Source organism: Methanohalobium sp. (assembly GCF_046546175.1).
Classification (GTDB): Archaea; Halobacteriota; Methanosarcinia; order Methanosarcinales; family Methanosarcinaceae; genus Methanohalobium.
On the sequence record NZ_JBKGYF010000004.1, the window covers coordinates 23,899 to 43,228 of the forward strand.

At 37.4% G+C, this 19,330-nt stretch carries 22 protein-coding genes and 1 tRNA gene; 7 read left to right on the forward strand and 16 right to left on the reverse strand.

Annotation, left to right across the window (positions count from 1 at the left end):
- Positions 1-41: 41 nt before the first annotated feature.
- The 12 genes from ACLFMM_RS00965 to mtbA form a co-directional block, all read right to left on the reverse strand.
- On the reverse strand, positions 42-839 hold the full coding sequence (locus ACLFMM_RS00965; RefSeq protein WP_410806845.1) for an MEMO1 family protein: 798 nt from the start codon (positions 837-839) through the stop codon (positions 42-44).
- An 87-nt stretch (positions 840-926) separates the two neighbouring features.
- Complete coding sequence (gene rpsB, locus ACLFMM_RS00970) at positions 927-1,640, reverse strand: 30S ribosomal protein S2 (protein ID WP_410806846.1); 714 nt, start codon at positions 1,638-1,640, stop codon at positions 927-929.
- A 9-nt stretch (positions 1,641-1,649) separates the two neighbouring features.
- Entirely contained in the window at positions 1,650-1,844 is a 195-nt protein-coding gene (locus tag ACLFMM_RS00975; protein WP_410806847.1) for a DNA-directed RNA polymerase subunit K, read from the reverse strand.
- Between the two features lie 146 nt (positions 1,845-1,990).
- Positions 1,991-2,097 (reverse strand) — tRNA-Pro (locus tag ACLFMM_RS00980).
- Complete coding sequence (locus ACLFMM_RS00985) at positions 2,098-2,286, reverse strand: DNA-directed RNA polymerase subunit N (RefSeq protein WP_410806848.1); 189 nt, start codon at positions 2,284-2,286, stop codon at positions 2,098-2,100.
- 22 nt (positions 2,287-2,308) lie between these two features.
- The gene (locus ACLFMM_RS00990) at positions 2,309-2,713 is read right to left on the reverse strand and encodes a 30S ribosomal protein S9 (RefSeq protein WP_410806849.1); all 405 of its coding nucleotides are present in this window, start codon (positions 2,711-2,713) and stop codon (positions 2,309-2,311) included.
- 27 nt (positions 2,714-2,740) lie between these two features.
- A complete protein-coding gene (locus ACLFMM_RS00995; protein WP_410806850.1) occupies positions 2,741-3,160 on the reverse strand; it encodes a 50S ribosomal protein L13 in 420 nt (139 codons plus the stop codon).
- Positions 3,161-3,184: 24 nt separating this feature from the next.
- On the reverse strand, positions 3,185-3,565 hold the full coding sequence (locus tag ACLFMM_RS01000) for a 50S ribosomal protein L18e (RefSeq protein WP_410806851.1): 381 nt from the start codon (positions 3,563-3,565) through the stop codon (positions 3,185-3,187).
- Between the two features lie 167 nt (positions 3,566-3,732).
- The gene (locus tag ACLFMM_RS01005) at positions 3,733-4,218 is read right to left on the reverse strand and encodes a DUF2240 family protein (RefSeq protein WP_410806852.1); all 486 of its coding nucleotides are present in this window, start codon (positions 4,216-4,218) and stop codon (positions 3,733-3,735) included.
- Positions 4,190-4,675 (reverse strand): hypothetical protein, encoded by a 486-nt coding sequence (locus ACLFMM_RS01010; protein WP_410806853.1) that lies wholly within the window; start codon positions 4,673-4,675, stop codon positions 4,190-4,192. Before ACLFMM_RS01010 ends, ACLFMM_RS01005 begins: the two co-directional genes overlap by 29 nt.
- A 47-nt stretch (positions 4,676-4,722) precedes the next feature.
- The gene (gene serA, locus ACLFMM_RS01015) at positions 4,723-6,300 is read right to left on the reverse strand and encodes a phosphoglycerate dehydrogenase (RefSeq protein ID WP_410806854.1); all 1,578 of its coding nucleotides are present in this window, start codon (positions 6,298-6,300) and stop codon (positions 4,723-4,725) included.
- Between the two features lie 198 nt (positions 6,301-6,498).
- Positions 6,499-7,521, reverse strand: a complete 1,023-nt coding sequence (gene mtbA, locus ACLFMM_RS01020) for a methylcobamide:CoM methyltransferase MtbA (RefSeq protein WP_410806855.1) — start codon at positions 7,519-7,521, stop codon at positions 6,499-6,501.
- A gap of 563 nt (positions 7,522-8,084) precedes the next feature.
- Between mtbA and pylS the strand changes: the two genes are divergently transcribed.
- Complete coding sequence (gene pylS / locus ACLFMM_RS01025; protein WP_410806856.1) at positions 8,085-9,329, forward strand: pyrrolysine--tRNA(Pyl) ligase; 1,245 nt, start codon at positions 8,085-8,087, stop codon at positions 9,327-9,329.
- 24 nt (positions 9,330-9,353) lie between these two features.
- On the opposite strand, the gene ACLFMM_RS01030 is transcribed toward pylS, so the two are convergent.
- Positions 9,354-11,966 carry a valine--tRNA ligase gene (locus ACLFMM_RS01030; protein WP_410806857.1) on the reverse strand — a complete coding sequence of 871 codons (2,613 nt, stop codon included), beginning with the start codon at positions 11,964-11,966 and terminating at the stop codon, positions 9,354-9,356.
- Between the two features lie 578 nt (positions 11,967-12,544).
- Here ACLFMM_RS01030 and ACLFMM_RS01035 point away from each other — a divergent pair.
- The gene (locus ACLFMM_RS01035) at positions 12,545-13,099 is read left to right on the forward strand and encodes a ferritin (protein WP_410806858.1); all 555 of its coding nucleotides are present in this window, start codon (positions 12,545-12,547) and stop codon (positions 13,097-13,099) included.
- A gap of 27 nt (positions 13,100-13,126) precedes the next feature.
- The gene (locus ACLFMM_RS01040; RefSeq protein ID WP_410806859.1) at positions 13,127-13,489 is read left to right on the forward strand and encodes a desulfoferrodoxin family protein; all 363 of its coding nucleotides are present in this window, start codon (positions 13,127-13,129) and stop codon (positions 13,487-13,489) included.
- 48 nt (positions 13,490-13,537) lie between these two features.
- Here ACLFMM_RS01040 and ahbC read toward each other — a convergent pair whose 3' ends face one another.
- Genes ahbC through cobA form a run of 3 tightly spaced genes read right to left on the reverse strand, consistent with a single transcriptional unit; the run spans position 13,538 to position 16,376 of the window.
- A complete protein-coding gene (gene ahbC, locus ACLFMM_RS01045) occupies positions 13,538-14,737 on the reverse strand; it encodes a 12,18-didecarboxysiroheme deacetylase (RefSeq protein ID WP_410806860.1) in 1,200 nt (399 codons plus the stop codon).
- Positions 14,738-14,760: 23 nt separating this feature from the next.
- On the reverse strand, positions 14,761-15,588 hold the full coding sequence (locus tag ACLFMM_RS01050) for a uroporphyrinogen-III synthase (RefSeq protein ID WP_410806861.1): 828 nt from the start codon (positions 15,586-15,588) through the stop codon (positions 14,761-14,763).
- A gap of 26 nt (positions 15,589-15,614) precedes the next feature.
- Entirely contained in the window at positions 15,615-16,376 is a 762-nt protein-coding gene (cobA, locus tag ACLFMM_RS01055) for a uroporphyrinogen-III C-methyltransferase (protein WP_410806862.1), read from the reverse strand.
- A 266-nt stretch (positions 16,377-16,642) separates the two neighbouring features.
- On the opposite strand from cobA, the gene ACLFMM_RS01060 reads away from it, so the two are divergent.
- The 4 genes from ACLFMM_RS01060 to ACLFMM_RS01075 all read left to right on the forward strand — a co-directional run bounded on the left by ACLFMM_RS01060 (position 16,643) and on the right by ACLFMM_RS01075 (position 19,300).
- A complete protein-coding gene (locus ACLFMM_RS01060) occupies positions 16,643-17,083 on the forward strand; it encodes a universal stress protein (protein ID WP_410806863.1) in 441 nt (146 codons plus the stop codon).
- A gap of 102 nt (positions 17,084-17,185) precedes the next feature.
- A complete protein-coding gene (locus ACLFMM_RS01065; RefSeq protein ID WP_410806864.1) occupies positions 17,186-17,626 on the forward strand; it encodes a universal stress protein in 441 nt (146 codons plus the stop codon).
- A gap of 112 nt (positions 17,627-17,738) precedes the next feature.
- Complete coding sequence (locus ACLFMM_RS01070; RefSeq protein ID WP_410806865.1) at positions 17,739-18,458, forward strand: DUF432 domain-containing protein; 720 nt, start codon at positions 17,739-17,741, stop codon at positions 18,456-18,458.
- The gene (locus tag ACLFMM_RS01075; RefSeq protein WP_410806866.1) at positions 18,455-19,300 is read left to right on the forward strand and encodes a mechanosensitive ion channel family protein; all 846 of its coding nucleotides are present in this window, start codon (positions 18,455-18,457) and stop codon (positions 19,298-19,300) included. Before ACLFMM_RS01070 ends, ACLFMM_RS01075 begins: the two co-directional genes overlap by 4 nt.
- Positions 19,301-19,330: the final 30 nt, after the last annotated feature.

Sequence of the window (19,330 nt, forward strand, 5' to 3'; positions counted from 1 at the left end):
CCTTATTTGTAACATTGGATTATATTGTGGATTTTGATACATTATTCTATTACGATTGCTGCATATCCTACAACTGCTGAACTGTCCCCAGTAACATCTGCACTTGTCCCGTATTTGAGGAGTTTTCCTTTTCTACCTCCAAGAGATTTTGTAGATGTCAGCATTGCAGAAATCGGTCCATATCCACATGCAGTAGCAGATCTCTCAACTCTGCGCTTGTAGAACTCATGCACATCCATATTCTGTATTGATTCAATAAGATATTTATCTGTATCAAGAGCCACGTTTTCCGGTTCATAATGGGTAAAATCACTAGAAGCAATAATAACCACTTTTTTATCGGATTCTTGGACGGCACTGGATATTACATTACCTGCTTCTAATGCTGTTTCTTTATCCTGAAGACCCATGCATATAGGTAACACTTTAAACTCGTTTCCAAACCGGTATTGGAGGAACGGGAGCTGTACTTCTATGGAATGCTCATACATATGAGCTGTTTCATCGATATCCATAATAGTTCCAGCAAGTGATTTACCAAGGTCATTGTCTGTTTGGACATCTCCCAGTGGAGTGGACCATGTATCCTGCGAAACTGCTACTGCTGAACCCAGTCCTGTATGGTTGGGTCCCAGTATTATATAGGTATCAGCTTTTGGTAATTGTGCAAATGCATATGCTGCTACTGGTCCAGAAAACATATATCCCGCATGTGGTATAACTGCTCCGAATAGGTTCTGCTGTGATATTTCAAGATTTTCGAAATATCCACTAATTTCTATCTCAAGACCCTTAGGGTCACGTGGATAAAACTGTCCAGCAACTATAGGATTTCTCATACTACTAATTCACCCCTTTAATTATGAAGGATTTGTACCTTTAAGTAGTATGTTATGCATCAGATGGTAATATTGTTTATGTTTGCATCAGATTTCTGTTTCGAAGTCACTGAACTCGTAATTGAATGGTATGCCTTTTTTCTTTGTAACTTCTTTTGCCAGCAACCAGTAAACAAGTGATAACGCTTTTCGACCCTTGTTGTTTGTCGGCACCACAAGGTCTACACTGGATGTCTGATTATTGGTATCACAGAAAGCAATTACTGGTACTCCAATATTTACAGATTCTTTTATAACCTGCGCATCTCCTATAGGGTCAGTTACAAGGGTGACTTCCGGTTCAAAAAAACCCTCCATTTGTGGGTTTGTCAGAGTCCCTGGAATAAACCTCCCTACCATAGATTTAGCACCGATGGCTTTTGCAAACATGGTTGCTGGGTGCTGACCATATTGACGTGCTGAAGTTACCAGTATTTTAGATGAGTTGTATTTGGATAGAAAGTTAGCTGCAAGTTTTATTCTTTGCTCAGTTGACTGTATATCCAGTACATAAAGCCCATCAGTTCTGACACGATATATAAAATTCAACATGTCTTTGGTCTTTTGTTGAGTACCTATATGTACACCTGCTGCCAGATATTCGTCAATTGGAATCAATGATGTAGATTCCTCGGTTTCTGCAGGTTCTTCTGTTGGCTGCGGAGCTGAGGGTTTTTCAACTCCTGTTGCTTCTTCAGTACTTTCGGCCATTTCGTTAATATTGTTCCCTGTATTTTCTTCAATATCCTGTTGATCTTCCATCTGTTCACCTCATTTTCTATAATCTCTTTTAACTGTAATAGGGATTACACCACATTTAAATTCCTCTGTTGCAATTTGTAAGGAGTCAAAATTTTCTGCATTTTCAATTAATATAGGGGCATCCATTGATATTTGTAATGCTCTTGCACCAATAATCCTTGCACGCTCATACCTTGTAAAAGTCTGATTTCTCTGTATATTCAATTAATCACCCTGTATATCGTTTAATTGTAAACACCAGGTGCAAAATAATTCAAACATAAAGAATTACTTTATTTATTCATCCTGAAACATATATGATTTTGATTTTATAATCACAGATAAGCATACCAGTTATTGGATAAAAGGAATGGGACCACTGAGATTTGAACTCAGGTATCGGCGTGTTTCGCATGGTACTTCTAATATGTAACATGTCCCGAACGCCGAAGGATAGTCCATGCTACCTCATGGTCCCTTACTGGTATGGTGCCAATGTATCTACAAGTTCAACATGTGTTAAAAATATTCTCCTGCAACAATACCGCTTAAAACCCAGGTCATCAAGTACATCCCCTGCATTTTCTCCTTCCTCTACACGGTTTTTGTATTCATGCCAGTAGTTGGCGATTACCTTGCCACAGGTAAAACATCGAATTGGTATCATATTTTACACCTTACTATACAATTTATCGGTAAGATTTCTGGTATTTTGCGCGTGCTCCTGGCCCACCAAACTTCTTAGATTCCTTCTGTCTGGAGTTGTTCACAAGCAGGTTGCGGTCGTAGGCTATATATGTGTCTCTAATGTTAGTATCATTGGTCCAATCGACGATACCTCGTGCAATGGCAGTTCTTACTGCATTTGCTTGTCCCATCAATCCTCCGCCACGGACATTTACATCAATATCCAGTTCAGACACAACATCTCCAGCTAACTTGAGAGCTTCCTGCATCTTGAGTCTTCCCATCCTGGGCTCATATATTTCTATAGGTATCTTGTTTATCCTTACCTTACCTGTCCCTTTACTGATATTTGCGCGTGCTATAGCAGATTTATTTTTACCTGACGAGGTTACTGCTTTATCATCCATGTTATTATCCTCCTGTCGTTTATTTTATTAGAATTTTGCACCCAGCCTGCGGCTTACATCACTAAGTTTTACAAATTTATTTCTACTCAAACGGCTCAGTTCTGCTCCTTCTACCGTTGTACATTCGGTATTTGCAAACTGGGGCGGGACTCCTACATGGACTTTCAGACGGGACATAGCCATTTTACCGCTTTTCCTTTTATATGGAAGCATCCCTCTTATTGTCCTTGTAATAATACGATCAGGTCTTTTGGGGTAATGAGGTCCATGTTCAATTGAACCTATTTCCCTCTTTTCTTTATAATCGGTCAATGTTTTGACTTTAGAACCAGATATAACTGCATTCTCAGCGTTCACAATGGTGATTTGTTCTCCATTCAGCAACTCTTTTGCGACTGTGCTTGCAAGCCGTCCCATAATAAGGTCATTAGCATCGATAACTTTCATTTTTAACACCTACTCTACATCACCTTACTGTAAAATCTTGATTCCTGACCCGCTTGGGTTTTCTTCCAGAATATCTTCAATGGTTAAAAACTTCCCACCGACACTTTCAATTTTATCCTTTGCTGTGTTGCTAACCTTTAACGCTGCAACTGTTACACCATGACCCAGATAACCTGCTCCAAGTACTTTCCCAGGTACAATCACAATTTCATTTTCATCAGTATTCCTGCTAATCCTGCTCAGGTTAACTTCTGCATGACTTCGATTTGGTTTTTCCAGTCTTTTAGCAAGATCTTTCCAGATTGGTGCGTTTTCTGTATTTGATGTTTCTTTCAGTAATCTAATCAAATCAACAATTCTTGGATTTGTTTTTTTGGAGACTTTTTTCTGACTTTTTTTGCTCATACTATGTTCCTCCGCAAGATTAAATCTTACTCACGCAATTCTGCGTTCGAACATTGTCAATTCAAACAATTACGTAAGAATATACTTAATAAATCATAGAGTTAGTAACTATATTAAGCAGATTTTATTCTTCAATAACATTACTAATACATAAAGATTATGCGAATTCATTCATATTGAATAATATTGTTATATACTTTTTGATAAAAAGGCATGATGTCACATCCCATTTCCTTTGCCACTAGAATTGCTGCAACTTCCGGATAAAGAAGTTCTGAAAACTTCTCATGTTTTGTATTTATTTTAGATGCAACATTTTGCCTGTCCATATTTATTGTTACAGTTATATATTCCATTATCTGTTCTATTATTGATTTTTCTTTAAAAAGCTCGTTTGATGGTTTAAAATCGTGCGGGATTGATATGTTATCAAGAGCAATATTAAGGTTGAGATTTTCATTATCTTCATGTACAATGTTTGATTCAACCGCCATACGTGATACTTTAGAAGCTTCATCAGGTGACATCCATTTGAAATCAAAAGAAAGTGCGAACTCAAATTCTTTTATAGGTAACTGGGGGGTAGATTTTTTCTTGAAGACTGAAGCTACCACTTTTGTAAGCTCATCCACACGAACCACGCCGAATTTCATCGATTATTGTATCAGCAATCCTATCCACTTCTGTAATTCTAGGGCCATCCAAATGGCTTATCTGGAGAGCCAGAATACTATCCTTTAGGTCCGCATGCACAATGTATGAATCATTTCTAAAGGGGACCCTGCTGTAATTTTCATCAAGATAGGTGTAGAACAGATTGATTCTAAAATCAATTGCTCCTTCCGGTTCAATAGTTCCAATTGTTTTATTTATATTTCCATGGTTAATCGGTGCAAAATCAACTCCATTGGTAACTATTTCAACACCTATTTCACGTTTCATCTGGACATACTTCTGGATTGTCCGGTTCTGCGGTTCAAACATACCGAATTTACCATTCATTAATGCAAGTGTTTTAACAAGATATTGCAAATCTGAATGGTATCGATAGTGTTGTTCAAAATGAGTTTCCAATCCTGGCGGACGATGATAAATTCGTTTCCTTGTCATATGTAAACCTGGAAAAACAATGGATAGGAATGAATAACCATCCCTATTTAGATAGTTACTGGTTTTGCATCTAGTATACCTTCAATGGATTTTATTTCATCCAGAAGAGATTTTGGAACCTCGGAATCCACATTCAATACCATAATTGTCTTTTCTCCAAGCCCTACCTGTCCTACCTGCATTCCGGAAATGTTGATATTATTTTTACCCAGCATGATTGCACATGGACCTATTACCTTTGGACGGTTGAGATGGTCTACAACCAGCATATATTCGGTTGGTGTTATGTCAACATGATAATTATCAATCTGGATTATCCGTCCTATCCTTCCATCACCAGATACTGTACCAGTGATGGATTTTGTTTCCGAACCACTTGTCAATTCTAATGTTATTGTTGAGGGGGCTTTGTTGGTTGTTTCGGATTTACCTTCAATTACTTTGATTTTCCGGGATTTTGCAAGTGAGGTTGCATTTACAAAATTAACACCCGAACCTAGTGCATTTTCCAGTATGCCTTTCAATGCCGCAACTGTTACCGGTTTAATATCTTTTTCCAGTATGTCCCCACTGTATTCTACTTCTACCCGTTTATAATTACCGCTCATCAATTGTCCGGCAAACTTGCCCATGGTTTCGGCAAGTTTCAGGTACGGTGTGAGCGCAGGCATCAGTTCAGGTTTAACAGTGGGTATATTGATTGCATTGTTAACAGGACCCCCTGTTAATGCTGATACCACCTCATCTGCAACTGCTTCAGCAACGTTTACCTGGGCTTCTTCGGTGGATGCACCAAGATGTGGTGTGGTTATCACATTATCAAAATCAAGTAACGGACTATCAAACGGTGGTTCTTCAACAAACACATCAAGCGCTGCGCCTGCAACCTTACCGCTTCTTAATGCGTCTACAAGTGCATTTTCATCAATTATACCACCACGGGCACAATTTAATATCCTTACCCCGTCCTTCATTAAAGCGAATTTGTCAGCATCGATAATATTTTTGGTTGCCTTGGTAAGTGGGGTGTGCACGGTTATAAAATCGGCACGTTTTGATATCTCTTCTACAGATGTCAGTTCCACACCCATTTCATCTGCCTGTTCATGTGATACATATGGATCGTATCCTAGAACTTTCATATGAAGTGCTTGGGCTCGCTGTGCAACATATGAACCTATACGTCCAAGACCGATAACTCCTAGATATTTTCCGTTGACTTCAACACCCATAAATTTTTTTCTTTCCCACTTTCTGGATTTTAATGATGCGTGTGCCTGTGGAATATTGCGGCACATAGACATCATCATAGAAATAGTATGTTCTGCTGCAGATATCATATTTCCTTCAGGTGTATTTACAACGATTATTCCTTTATTGGTTGCAGCGTCAACATCAATATTATCGACACCTACTCCAGCTCTACCTATAATCTTCAGGTTATCTGCTGCGTTGATTATTTTTTCTGTCACTTTGGTTCCGCTTCGGATAACAAGTGCATCATAATCCCTGATTTTATCTATTAAATCCTCCTCAGAAAGTCCTGTTATTACATCAACTGTAAAATTATCTTTTAGTTTGTTTATACCTTCTTCTGCCAATGAATCACTTACTAATACTTTCATTTTTTATTACTCCATACAATCCTAAATCAATCAGGATGTATTTTATTGGAAACTGAATATTATCTGATGTAACTTCTTTGATGTAACTAATCCAATTTAAGTATTATCTTAACATATAAAATAATATAAACCGATCTGCCAGATAGTACAATAATATACAGAAAGAAAAAAGAAAATAATAAGCTGAGAAATTATAAATTAGTATTTCCAGCTTTTTGCACACTCGACCATTGTCTGAAGGTTTTCATTGGATGTGGCACTTACAATACCACAGCCAGGTGCTAGGAAGTCTACCCCTTTATCCAGTGCTTCCTGTGAATTTTGTTTAATCATATCCGGGTTACCGTTCCAGAGTGTCTGTACAGGGTCGAGGTTGCCAACAATCTTTGCGTTGCTAACATTTTCTTTGGCTGTTGCAATGTCAACCTTTTGGTCAACACTGATGGCATCTGTTCCGGATTCGTCCATAATTGGAAGGCCTTTTGTTGTGTCCCCACATATATGTACGATTGTACCTACACCCATCTCTTTACAGGCGTCCACTATTCTTTTGTGGTATGGAAGTACGAATTTTCTGAAGAAATCAGGTCCAAGAAGTTCATAACTTGCAGTTGGATCAATGATAACCATGGTGTCTGCGCCGTTTTCAACCTGTTTTTTGGCATAGGCGATGTTAAATTCAGTTGTGAAATCAATGAGTTTTTTACCGAAATCCTCGTTTATCATAACATTGGTAAACCAGTCATCACCATTCAGGTGCTGAGCTAGTGAGAATGGTCCAATCATACTGCCAAATATTGGAAGTTCATCCCCGTATTTGTCAGCCAGCTGTTTAATGGATTCACAGATGGTACCGATTCTCTTCTGACTTAAATCATACCCTTCCAGTGATTTGATGTCATCTTCTGTTTTTACTACATGACCCACAACAGATGGCTGCTGCTTCTGGGTACCTTCTTTGAGTTCACATCCGAAAAACTCTGCTTCTGCTGTGATATCGAATGGGACACGTACCATTTCAAAACCAACAACATTGTGTGCTGCTTCTGCGAGTTTTGTCATTTGTTCAGCATCATAGTGAGCATCTGGCCAGTATGCTCCACTTGCCTCCATCTGGTCAACAGTTCCGGTCTGTGTAGCGCAGATGGCTGGCATTCTGTCTACGGTTTCTCCTTTCAATGCTTTTGCAAATCTTTCCTTAGGGGTATATTCTTCAGTCATTAAAATCAAGCTCCTTTTTAAATAGTTTTAAATAGTTTATGATTAGTATGCTTTAATGGTATTTTCGCGTATATATAACTTTTTATATCAAATAATAAACATTGCAATACACATCAAGTCCGGTAATCACAATTATTTAACAAATGATTTACTACCAATAATTATAAGTAATCAATTAATATGGTGTAAATGTTGTAACAAATACCAACAAGGAAACCCGATCAGGTAGATCGAATGGACTCTAAATCCATTCAGCCGGGTTAGATTCCCGGGGTTTCCGCCATTTTTTGCAAAAATAACACATATAACTGCAATAAACATTTCATATATGTAAATATATTTATAAGAGCGTGACATTAACCGTTTTATTCAATTTACAATTATACTTTACATATTTGTTCTTTAGTGAGTATCAGTCATGTCCACCAAAGCATGTAATACAAATTTTGAAGCAGGATATTGCAGAAATCTTTTTTTAATGCCCAGAATATCTGCTAGATTCACCTAAATAAGTAGCTTGAACAAAGTTAGTAATATTTTGTTTGTATCATGGGGTTGAAAACATGTTTAAAAAACCACTGGCTTCATTAATATCAGACCTACAAATATGGGTTTCAAGGAGTGGCCTACTTCATGAAATAAAAAACTATGAGGTATCACAGCGATATATTCATATGGAAATGGACTGTGGTGAAAAGGTAACAGTAAGGAATTCAAGGAACAGTCGTTCAGCAAGAATACTCAGATTAAAAAAATACAAGAAACCATGCAAACACTGCAAGGTATCTGATGAGAGGATAAACAGGTTTTTACAGAAACATTCTGATAATATGAATACTAAAATAATGGCTTTTTCATATTCTGAATCAAAGAAAAAGAAATCTAAAAAACTGGGTCATGAAAAAAAGAAACAATCCAAAGTTCCGGTGAAGTCAAGGAGCAAAAATGTTCAAACCTACACATCCGGTCTAAAAGGTAAAACAGATAATGTGTCTAAACCAGATACATTCACTCCTGCTCAAAAAGAGAGAATAAATGAACTACTTCTACCTGGTGAAAAAATAACTTTTTCAAATGACCCGGAAAAATACAAGGAAGTAGAATCTGAACTGGTCAGTAAAAGACGGGATGATTTCAAAAAGATATATGAAAACAACAGGGAAGAACAGATTGCAAAATTGGAGAGAACCATATCCCAATTTTTTATTGATAAAGGATTTATAGAAATCAAAGCACCCATAATGATTGATATTGATTCTGTAAAAAAAATGGGGGTTGATAAAGACCACAAATTGTCAAAACAGATTTTCTACCTTGATAATAAACGGTGTTTGCGACCTATGCTGGCCCCGGGTTTATACCAATGGCTCAAAAATTTTGATAAAATACTTCCAGACCCAATAAAAATATTTGAAATCGGACCATGTTACCGGAAAGAATCAGAAGGAAGTCAGCATCTGGAAGAATTTACCATGTTCAATTTCTGTCAGATGGGATATGGTGTCAGCAGAGATAACCTTGAACAGTTAATTGATGACTTATTAAAACATCTGGACATCGATTACAAAATCATTGAAGACAGTTGCCATGTGTACGGTGATACCATTGACATTATACATGGTGACTTGGAACTCTCATCTGCTGTTGTGGGACCTGTTCCAATCGATATGAACTGGGGAATTGATAAACCCTGGATGGGTGCAGGGTTTGGCCTGGAAAGACTGCTAAAGGTCAAACACGGGTACAGTAATATAAAACGTGCTAGCAAAACCCATTCATACTACAATGGTTTACCGACTAATCTCTGATTAAAAAAGAAGGTAAGGTTAATGTTACCTTACTATAACTACTACTGTGCCATCAACATCCAGTACATCCACAGCCCGACCGGAAGACATCGCTTTTTTTTCGATTTCAACAGAATCCGGCTCAAGTTCAATGTTTTCACCATCTACCGATACGACGATTTTACCTTCCTCAGCCTGTCTTGCGATTTTTTCAGGGTCTTCAGAATTCAGTTTTTCCACAATAGAACCCGCTTTATCTCTAAACTTGGGACCTATTATACCCATGTTGGTTTTGATTTCCACTGGTTTGTATTCGATTTGCGGATGACCGGGTAAAACCTTAACTTCGGAATTGGTAGCACCTGCTATATCTTCGGTATCACTTTTTCCCAGCAAATCAGAATAGATTTCTATTTTTTCCAGTGGAGCATTTAATGCCATTCCATTATCAGATTTGTATCTTCGAATATTACTGGTAATGTCTTTTATAAGCTCTCCTGTATTTTCAGCATCATTATCAATCAACAATTCATTAGCTTCTGGCCAAGCTTGTTCATGGATGCTTCCATCTTCAAACCTTGAATACATCTCTTCTGTAAAAAATGGTGTGATTGGAGCGAGAACATGTATGATGGTGTTAATTGCATGATACAATGTAGTCTGTGCAGCTTTTTGTGATTCAGAATCTTCTCCGTACAATCTTGATTTTACAAGTTCCAGATAGTTATCGGCAAGAATCTCCCATGCAAATGTACGTATTGATTTGTACGCCTCATCAAACAACAGCCTGTCCATACTGATTGTGACTGATTGTATGAGTTTGTTCAATTTACTGAGCATCCATCTATCAACCAGAGGTAACTTATCCGGAGAGATCTGGGTCATATTATCATCTGGAACAAAACCTTCCAGGTGGGTCATAGAGAATCTGTAGATGCTCCATATTTTTTGCATGAATCGTGAAGCGGAAACTACGTCCTTCCATCTGAACATCACATCAGAACCAGGGGTACCGCCGACTGCTCCCCATTGTCTGAAAGCATCAGCACCATACTGACCAACCACTTCATCAGGAGAGATAACATTATTTTGAGATTTGCTCATTTTGTGACTGTCTTCCCCAAGAACCATTCCATTAACAAGGATAAATTCCCAGGGTTTTATGCCTTTTATTGCTTTTGTGCGAAGTATTGTATAAAACGCCCATGTACGCAGGATATCATGACCCTGTGGACGAATCTGGGTTGGGAGGCGTAATTCATGTTTACTCAGCCATCCTGATACATGAAGTGCCGTAAGGGATGAATCCATCCAGGTGTCCAGTACATCCCTTTCCGGTTCAAAATCTGTTGAACCGCAACTACATGGTACAGGTGGTTCGGTTTGGGTGGGGTCAAGGGGCAACCATTCTTCTTTGGCAACCATGGTTTCTCCACACTTATTGCAATACCAAACCGGTATAGGAGTTGCAAACACCCTCTGACGTGAAATACACCAGTCCCACTCCATAACATTGGTCCAGTTTTTAAGCCGGGTCTTCATGTATTCAGGATGCCATTCAACTTCATCAGCCGTATTGATAATTTCGTTATCATCTATTGACACAAACCACTGGGGTTCTGAAAGTATTTCAATAGGTGTTTTACATCTCCAGCATAACCCTACATTCTGGTCCAGTGTTTCCTGGTCATACAGAATGCTTTTATCCTTTAGTTCTTGAATTATGGCTGCTTTGCACTCAGAAATACTCATACCAGAGTACTTTCCAGCCACATCAGTCATCCTTCCGTTTTTATTGATGGCTTTCCGAACCGGTAGGTCATATTTAACACACCATCGTACATCCTGTTTATCACCAAATGTACATATCATCACGACTCCTGTTCCAAATGAGGTATCTACCGCTTCATCTGCCAGCACCGGTACTTTCTGACCGAAAATCGGGACTTCAACATCATCATTTATATGTTCTCTGTAACGCTCATCTTCTGGATTGACAGCAACTGCCACGCATGCAGGAAGCAATTCAGGTCTTGTAGTTGCAATTTTAAGCTCATCAAAATACAGATAGTTCAATCTTGTATCCCTTGATTCATATTCGACCTCTGCAAGAGCAATGGCAGTTTCACATCTGGGACACCAGTTCACCGGATAATCGGATTGATAGATACGGTCCATATCGTACATCTGTACAAAGGATTTCTGGGTTTTAACAAAATACTCTGGCTCCATTGTGACAAATTCATTGCTCCAGTCTATGGAGAAACCAAGACGCATCATGGTCTCGCGCATTTTCTCGATATTCTGACTGGTAAGGTCCTTGCACATTTTACGAAATTCAGCTCTTGAAACTTCATTTTTGGTAATTCCGTGCAATTCTTCAACCTTTACCTCGGTTGGAAGACCATGACAGTCCCATCCCTGGGGAAACATTACATTATACCCACGCATTCGTTTATATCTAGCTACAAAATCAATGTAACACCAGTTCAGTGCATTACCAATATGGAAACTACCCGTCGGGTACGGTGGTGGAGTATCTATTATATACTGGGGGCGGGTCTGGTCTTCCCAATCAAAATTATATCTGGACATATCCCACGAACTCTGCCATTTGGGCTCTACTTCATGAGGGTTATACTCTTTTGGAACCGTCATTGCAACTCTCCAATGATTATTAATTAGTAATCTCGTGTGTTTTTATTTTACAGTAGTTTAAGATTATTTAAATATATCTAGTAAAACAATATTTTTACAGAAAAATCTAATTTAAAAAACGGCTACCGATACAAACGAATTGATTAAGTTAAATAATTTAATACTATACAAATTTAACCCACTGTATATATTTAAACGCTTAAAAAATACCAAAATTGATTTATATCTATCGATTTATTTGTATATAGGGTTTAATTGTTAACCTGGTGTAGGGGTTAAAGTGGTTAATAAAATAACGGTATTTGCGTTTAACGGTGAATCCATGTGTTTTGCACATGCCCTGTTGAATTCTCTGAGTCTTAAGCTTGATAAATCCTTTCCAAGTTGTACCGGAGAACAAAAATTCAGAGTTTGTTGATTGCATGTGTAAAACCCCATCCCAAATGGAAACCCCTGAAAACGCAAAATAACAGCAAATTCCGCTGTGTGATTAAAGTTTGGACATCCTAGTATGACTAGATACATAGAAGAAGTGTATGAAATTATAACCTTCTGAATAAATTGTAAGGTAGATAGAAATGTTAAGCGAAAAAATGAATGAAGCATTGAATGTACAGCTCAACAAAGAGATATATTCCGCATATTTATACATGTCCATGTCTGCATACAGTTCATATATAGGACTGGATGGATTTGCTAATTGGTTTATGATCCAGTATCAGGAAGAGATGACCCATGCCATGAAAATATATGATTACATTAACGACCATGGTAACCAAGTGAAATTAATGAAAATTCCACAACCACCTACCACATTCGATTCGGCACTGGATATGTTTGAGAAAACACTTGAACATGAAAAATTTGTGACAAATTCCATCAATGAGCTTGTTGACCTTGCAATCGAAGAAAAAGACCATGCTACATATACGTTTTTACAGTGGTATGTTTCCGAACAGATTGAAGAAGAATCTAACGATAATGAAATACTTTCCAAACTTAAACTTATGGGCAACGATGGCAGCGGAATGTATATGCTGAACAAAGAACTCAGTCAAAGAGTTTTTGTTCCTGAATATACTTCCAAAGCTTTATCTGGATCCCAAAACCAGACCGACAACAAAAGTCAATGATCATTTAAAAAATATAAGGTGATTTACATGATAGAAAATATTGTTAAAGGAAAAGACGAAGAAGCAGAAAGCCAGTTAAAAGAAAAACACGTCCCATCCATTGAAATCATGAAAGGAAAGGGTAAACAAGGAAAAGATGTTATAGAAGTAGCCGTTGGAAAAGAAACACCACACCCAAACAAAGTTGAGCACCATATTGTATGGATAGTATTACACGGTGTCAAAAATAACGGACAGGTGGTCAATTTCGGAAGGATGGATTTTGCACCTGCTTATGTAGAACCTAACACCAGATTCGAAGTTAACAGTATCGACGATTTCAAATCATTCTACGCGGTTGAGTACTGCAACATACATGGTCTCTGGGAAAACAGTGTTGAAGTGCAGTAACACCTATAAAAGTTGAAAAAGTTTCAACTTTAACTTATTTTATTTAATTCAATTCTCTAGATACCCGATTTCTTCTTCTGTCAGATAACATGCAGGGTCATCAGCCCAAGTATTATTATATACTGCTTCTGCACGGACACGGAAGTTTCCATTGCATATATTAAACCACTTGCAATTGGCACACCGATCAGCATTGGATTTTATAAGGGGTTTACGATTTTTAAGTCCAGCCATCAGCTCATCACTGGTATCAGTCCATATATCACTGAATTTTCGCTTTTTTACATTTCCAAGTGTATAATGTCTCCAGAACTGGTCCGGATGAACCGACCCATCCCAAGATACACACCCTATTCCAATTCCGGTGGAATTGCCTTTATTCATTAACAAAAGCTGATAGACATCTTCAGCACGTTCTGGTTTTTCTTCAAGCAGACGCAGATATACATATGGTCCATCACAGTGGTTGTCTACAGTTAGTACTTCCACCTGTTTACCCTTATCATGGAGTTGTTTTGTACGGTCCATTATAAGATCCAATGTTTTCCGGGTTTCTTCCGGTGATAAGTCTTCATTTTTTAAGTTTGAGCCTCTCCCTGAATATACCAGATGATAGAAACATATACGCGGTATATCCATTTCATCGATAAGGTCAAATACCGATGGGATATCTGCAGTATTTTTTTTGTTCATGGTGAACCGAAGACCTACTTTGATACCTTCTTTCTGACAGTTTTTCAAACCACCCATAGCTGCATCGAATGCACCTGAAACCCCTCTGAATCTATCATTTGTTTCCTCCATTCCATCAAGGGATATTCCTACATATGATAATCCTATATTCTTTAGCATCTTTGCCGTTTTATCATCAATCAGAGTACCGTTTGTAGAAATGACAGCACGCATGCCCTTGGACCTCGCATATCTCACAAGTTCTGGCAGGTCTCTGCGTATCAGTGGTTCTCCTCCTGAAAAAAGGATGACCGGGGAACCGAATTCTGCTAGGTCATTAATTAATTCTTTTCCTTGTTGTGTAGTCAATTCATCACTGTAATCTATATCCTGAGAACGAGCATAGCAGTGTACACATTTGAGATTGCAGCGTCTGGTTACATTCCAGACAACAACGGGTTTTTTATCTTTGGAAAATTGCAAAAGGTGGGATGGGAGTTGACTGGACAGACATCCATATCTTAGGGCATCAGATGGCTCTATAGTACCACAGTAAAGTTTTGAAATTCCAATCATTCTAATTCCTATATAAAATCATATTATTGTTTACTAAAAATAATATCATGTGCATCAGAAAGCATATTTTCAAATAGATATTTCTCTGGTATAATATCTACATTTACTCCATAACTCTTTAAAGTGTTGGCTGTTGGTGCTCCAATGGCTGATACTATTGTTTCATCACTGTTTAATACTTCTATTATCCTTTCTCCTGATCCAACTTCATTTGCTTTGATAAAGAAATTATGTACTATCATAGAACTTGTAAACGCAAAAACCGTGATTTTTCCAGCAAGCGCACATCGTATAAGGTTTTTTTGTGTGATGTTATCTGGGATATTTAATGTGTAAACCTGTGTCTCAAATACTGTTGCACCATTTTCTATCAAACCGGATATTAAATAACTAGACCCATATGAACTTCTGGCTATATCAACTACTTTATCATTTATATATGGTCTGAGATAATCAACTACTCCTTCTGAACTATAGGATTCAGGCAAATCCATACATGTTATATCAGCATTTGTAAGAGCCTTTTGAGTATTTGGACCTATTGCCACAACATTGGTACTGTTTAAAGCCTGCAAGAACTTTTGTTTAGTGTCATCAGGAATTTTTCTAAGTGTAAAATCAATTCCGTTTGCACTGGTAAAAATCACATAATCTGATTTTCTTTCAATTACCCGGTGAACAAAATCATCGAACCCATCATCTTTTTTATCTACAATTTCAATCATCGGTGCAGAAAATGTTTCAAAGCCATATTCCTGAGCCAGTGTTACTGATTCATCAAGATACATCTCCGGACGCATAATGGCTAAAACCGGCGGTTGACCAGTATTTTGAATTATATCGGAAGCCATATTATATTACCTCTGAAACAATATCACTAGTACATTTGTTCATTAACACCTAGTATTTGTCTAAGCTTTACCACATCGCCTATAACTGTTATGGCTGGTGGTTTTATGTTTCTGTTTTCTGCAATTTCGCCAATGTTTTTTAGTTTACCAACTGTTACCTTCTGATCTGAATGTGTGCCTTTTTCAATTATAGCTACCGGTGTTTCCGGGTTTTTGCCATATTTAATAAGCTGTTCCATATTCTGACCCAGCCTTTTAACTCCCATCAAAATGACAATTGTACCTGTAAAATTTGCAAGATATTTCCAATCAAGGGAACTTTCATCCTTTGTAGGGTTTTCATGCCCGGTGATAAATGTAACCATTGAAGCATGATCCCTGTGAGTCAGAGGAATACCTGCATAAGCAGGAACTGCTATCGCCGAGGTTATACCGGGTACTACCTCAAAATCAATTCCTGCTTTAACAAGCTCTCCAGCTTCTTCCCCCCCGCGACCAAATATGTATGGGTCTCCACCTTTTAAACGAACAACTGTTTTCCCTTCCTTTGCCTTCTTAACAAGAACCTGATTGATTTCGTCTTGGGACATTTTATGGTTGCCTGCATATTTACCTGCATCTATTTTCTCTATACCCTCTGGTATCGAGTCAAGAATTTCTTTACCTGGTAATTGGTCACAAACAATTACATCAGACGATTTGATTAATCTGTGTGCCTTCAATGTCAATAACTCCGGGTCACCTGGACCTGAACCAACAAGAAACACTTTTCCATTTTCCTGGGACATAGTACTGTTAGCCCTCACTGTATTAATTGAAACATTAGGAATAATTTCCTGCAATAAATAGTTTACAGTTTGTTAAATCATCATAAGTTAAAGATTCAAAATTCCCAAATTTTTCCTGTAACAAACATAAATTAATCGTTCTTAAAAGTATTGATATCGAAATATAGAAAAGTCACCTATATTCTGTACATAGCGGAAACATAGTAAATCCCAAAAACTATATAGTCCTGTCTATATATAAATATGCAATTGTAGGGGGATTATAGATGGCAAATGAACAGTTTAAAAGAATATTGATTGCAACTGATGGTTCAAAAAATTCACAAAATGCGGTAAATTCAGGCATTGAAATTGCAAAGATGAATAATGCAGAGGTATATGCACTATATGTCATTCCACCTGTCAGTGCGCCGAGTGCTCAAAGAAGTAGGGGATGGGCTGAATCCCTAAAACAGGATTTAACCGAAGATGGGAAAGAATCAACCAAACATGTCAAAGATGTAGGCAGTAACGCTGGGATAGATGTAGAATCTGTTTTGCTTGAAGGTGACCCTGGTGAAGAAATAATCAGTTTTGCCGATAAAAATAACATCGATTTAATCGTTATTGGATCTCTTGGTAGATCTGGTATTCAAAAATTCCTACTTGGCAGTGTTGCTGAAAAAGTGGTTAGAAATTCCAAAAAACATGTACTTGTTGTTCCATGATTATTTTTGATATAACTAGTATTAATTAATAATCTTCAGTAAAATTGTTTCACTACCTATATAGGTATAGGTCACCTTTTTACTTATTAAGGGGTGTCTAAAGTGACAGTTAAATACAATAAATTATTAATTGCTACCGATGGTTCCGACAATTCCAAAAATGCTGTCCAATCAGGGATAAAGCTTGCTAAGAGTACAGGTGCAAAGGTATATGCGGTATATGTCATTCAGCCTGTAAGTGTTGCAGCAGGACGTAAGGGTCCTGACTGGGTAAAAGCTGCCAAGGATATGATGAAAGAAGATGGCGAAAAGGCTACATGGTATGTTGAAAAAAAGGGCAATGAAGAAAATCTTGATGTAGAACCAGTGATACTTGATGGTGATCCAGGAGATGAGATAATCAAATTTGCCGATAAAAATGAAATTGACCTGATAGTTATAGGTACAAGGGGACTTTCCGGAATTAAACGGTTTATGGTTGGAAGTGTTGCTGATAAAGTGGTAAGGCATTCTGAAAAAGAAGTACTGGTCATTCCATCCTGAGTAAATCAACATACGTTGTATGTATCAGACCATATAGGCAATATCATTAGCTATGCTCTGATATTTTTTAGGATAGGCTTAAATATATAATCGGATTTATTAAGAATACTTTATGTACGGTAGTTACAATTCTCCTTTTAAACTCGAATATGCCGAGTTTACTCTATCGGTTGAAAACTATGATGGATTTTATCTGTATAAAAGGGAACTTCTAGGTCTTGAAGATAATGTAGAAAAAATAATAAACAAACAAATATATAGCCTCCTTATTAATCCAATCGAACCTGTAAATCTGCCCAAAAAATTAACACCTCTGTTGCTTATAGAGTTTGCAAAATCTATTATTATTGGTCCTTATTCAATCAAAAAGGTTTACATCAAATATCCAGTAGAAATCGGTGTTTTTATATCTGATGACATAAACAATTATGATATTCTTGATTTTTTTATCCTAGCCAGAAAAAAATATACTGTTTACGGAAACCCAAGCAATGGTTCCCTCTGTAGATACTGGAGCAGTGATGTGTATTTATCACTACCTGAAACCAATCCGTTATACGAAGGAATACTGGAATTGAATATTACAAATACCACTGGTCGTTGGGTAGAAGTAACTCAAACAGTTTTAAACGCCTACGGAATGAAAATATATCACAACAATATTATTGTTTCCATGAAAGCCAGTATGAGGGTTACAAGCCAGAATATGGCTGAAACAGAATTTATCAATCAGCCTATCCAGGAAGGTATGGTAAAAGCTACAGAACTTTATACAATAAGCAAGGTTCAATTTGTAAGTGGGACAAAATATGTTATGGAGAATGGTATATGAGCCTTACAGATATTAACAGCTATATTTTTCAGGGTGGTGACATATTTATTAAAATCATCACTGTTGTTATCATTTTTCTGATAGCTTTCTCCATAAGTAAAATAATAACGATTTATTTGCGGAGATATTTCAAGGATAAAATAGACCCATCACGTCTGGATATATTTCTTAAATTAATATACTACAGTATCATAACATTTACCATTGGTATTTTTATACTCCCTGTTGTGGGTATACAGCCATCCAGTCTTCTTGTTGCTGGTGGTATCGTCGGAATTGTACTAGGTTTTGCCAGTCAAAGCATCGTAGGTAATCTCATATCAGGAATTTTCCTGATAATAGAAAGACCAATCAGAATTGGTAATCAGGTTAATATTGATAACAATGTAGGATATGTAGAAGACATCAACCTGATCTCTACAATAATCAGAACTTTCGATGGTCTATACATAAGGGTGCCGAATGAAAAAGTTTTTACAAACAACATAACCAACTATGTAGCCAATATTGGCAGACGTTTTGAATACATTGTTGGAATCCGATACAGTGACGATGCTTCACAGGCTATTGAAATAATAAAGGACCTAATCGAACAGGAACCGCTTGCTCTTAAACACCCTGAATCCCTTGTATTTGTTGATAATCTTGGAGATAATGCGGTAAACCTGAGTGTGAAAATATGGGCACCTGCTACCGAATGGTACGCTCTCAGAACTTCTTTCCTGTGGAAAATAAAAACCACACTTGAAGATAACGGGATAGAAATTGCTTTCCCACAGAGAACGATTTGGTTTGCCAATCAGTTCCAATATAATGGAGATTACAAAAAGGAAGAAATGTAAACAAAATCATCTGCTGTACAGAGCTATAAG

Excerpts from the sequence above, each read along its gene's own strand:
- ACLFMM_RS01000 (WP_410806851.1), bottom strand. The coding sequence starts at position 3,565 with ATGAGCAAAAAAAGTCAGAAAAAAGTCTCCAAAAAAACAAATCCAAGA.
- rpsB (WP_410806846.1), bottom strand. The coding sequence starts at position 1,640 with ATGGAAGATCAACAGGATATTGAAGAAAATACAGGGAACAATATTAAC.
- cobA (WP_410806862.1), bottom strand. The coding sequence starts at position 16,376 with ATGTCCCAGGAAAATGGAAAAGTGTTTCTTGTTGGTTCAGGTCCAGGT.
- ACLFMM_RS00995 (WP_410806850.1), bottom strand. The coding sequence starts at position 3,160 with ATGAAAGTTATCGATGCTAATGACCTTATTATGGGACGGCTTGCAAGC.
- ACLFMM_RS01060 (WP_410806863.1), top strand. The coding sequence starts at position 16,643 with ATGGCAAATGAACAGTTTAAAAGAATATTGATTGCAACTGATGGTTCA.
- ACLFMM_RS00965 (WP_410806845.1), bottom strand. The coding sequence starts at position 839 with ATGAGAAATCCTATAGTTGCTGGACAGTTTTATCCACGTGACCCTAAG.
- ACLFMM_RS00985 (WP_410806848.1), bottom strand. The coding sequence starts at position 2,286 with ATGATACCAATTCGATGTTTTACCTGTGGCAAGGTAATCGCCAACTAC.
- ACLFMM_RS01075 (WP_410806866.1), top strand. The coding sequence starts at position 18,455 with ATGAGCCTTACAGATATTAACAGCTATATTTTTCAGGGTGGTGACATA.
- ACLFMM_RS01070 (WP_410806865.1), top strand. The coding sequence starts at position 17,739 with ATGTACGGTAGTTACAATTCTCCTTTTAAACTCGAATATGCCGAGTTT.
- ACLFMM_RS01010 (WP_410806853.1), bottom strand. The coding sequence starts at position 4,675 with ATGACAAGGAAACGAATTTATCATCGTCCGCCAGGATTGGAAACTCAT.
- ACLFMM_RS01050 (WP_410806861.1), bottom strand. The coding sequence starts at position 15,588 with ATGGCTTCCGATATAATTCAAAATACTGGTCAACCGCCGGTTTTAGCC.
- mtbA (WP_410806855.1), bottom strand. The coding sequence starts at position 7,521 with ATGACTGAAGAATATACCCCTAAGGAAAGATTTGCAAAAGCATTGAAA.
- ACLFMM_RS01035 (WP_410806858.1), top strand. The coding sequence starts at position 12,545 with ATGTTAAGCGAAAAAATGAATGAAGCATTGAATGTACAGCTCAACAAA.
- ACLFMM_RS01030 (WP_410806857.1), bottom strand. The coding sequence starts at position 11,966 with ATGACGGTTCCAAAAGAGTATAACCCTCATGAAGTAGAGCCCAAATGG.
- ACLFMM_RS01005 (WP_410806852.1), bottom strand. The coding sequence starts at position 4,218 with ATGAAATTCGGCGTGGTTCGTGTGGATGAGCTTACAAAAGTGGTAGCT.
- pylS (WP_410806856.1), top strand. The coding sequence starts at position 8,085 with ATGTTTAAAAAACCACTGGCTTCATTAATATCAGACCTACAAATATGG.
- ACLFMM_RS01040 (WP_410806859.1), top strand. The coding sequence starts at position 13,127 with ATGATAGAAAATATTGTTAAAGGAAAAGACGAAGAAGCAGAAAGCCAG.
- ahbC (WP_410806860.1), bottom strand. The coding sequence starts at position 14,737 with ATGATTGGAATTTCAAAACTTTACTGTGGTACTATAGAGCCATCTGAT.
- serA (WP_410806854.1), bottom strand. The coding sequence starts at position 6,300 with ATGAAAGTATTAGTAAGTGATTCATTGGCAGAAGAAGGTATAAACAAA.
- ACLFMM_RS00990 (WP_410806849.1), bottom strand. The coding sequence starts at position 2,713 with ATGGATGATAAAGCAGTAACCTCGTCAGGTAAAAATAAATCTGCTATA.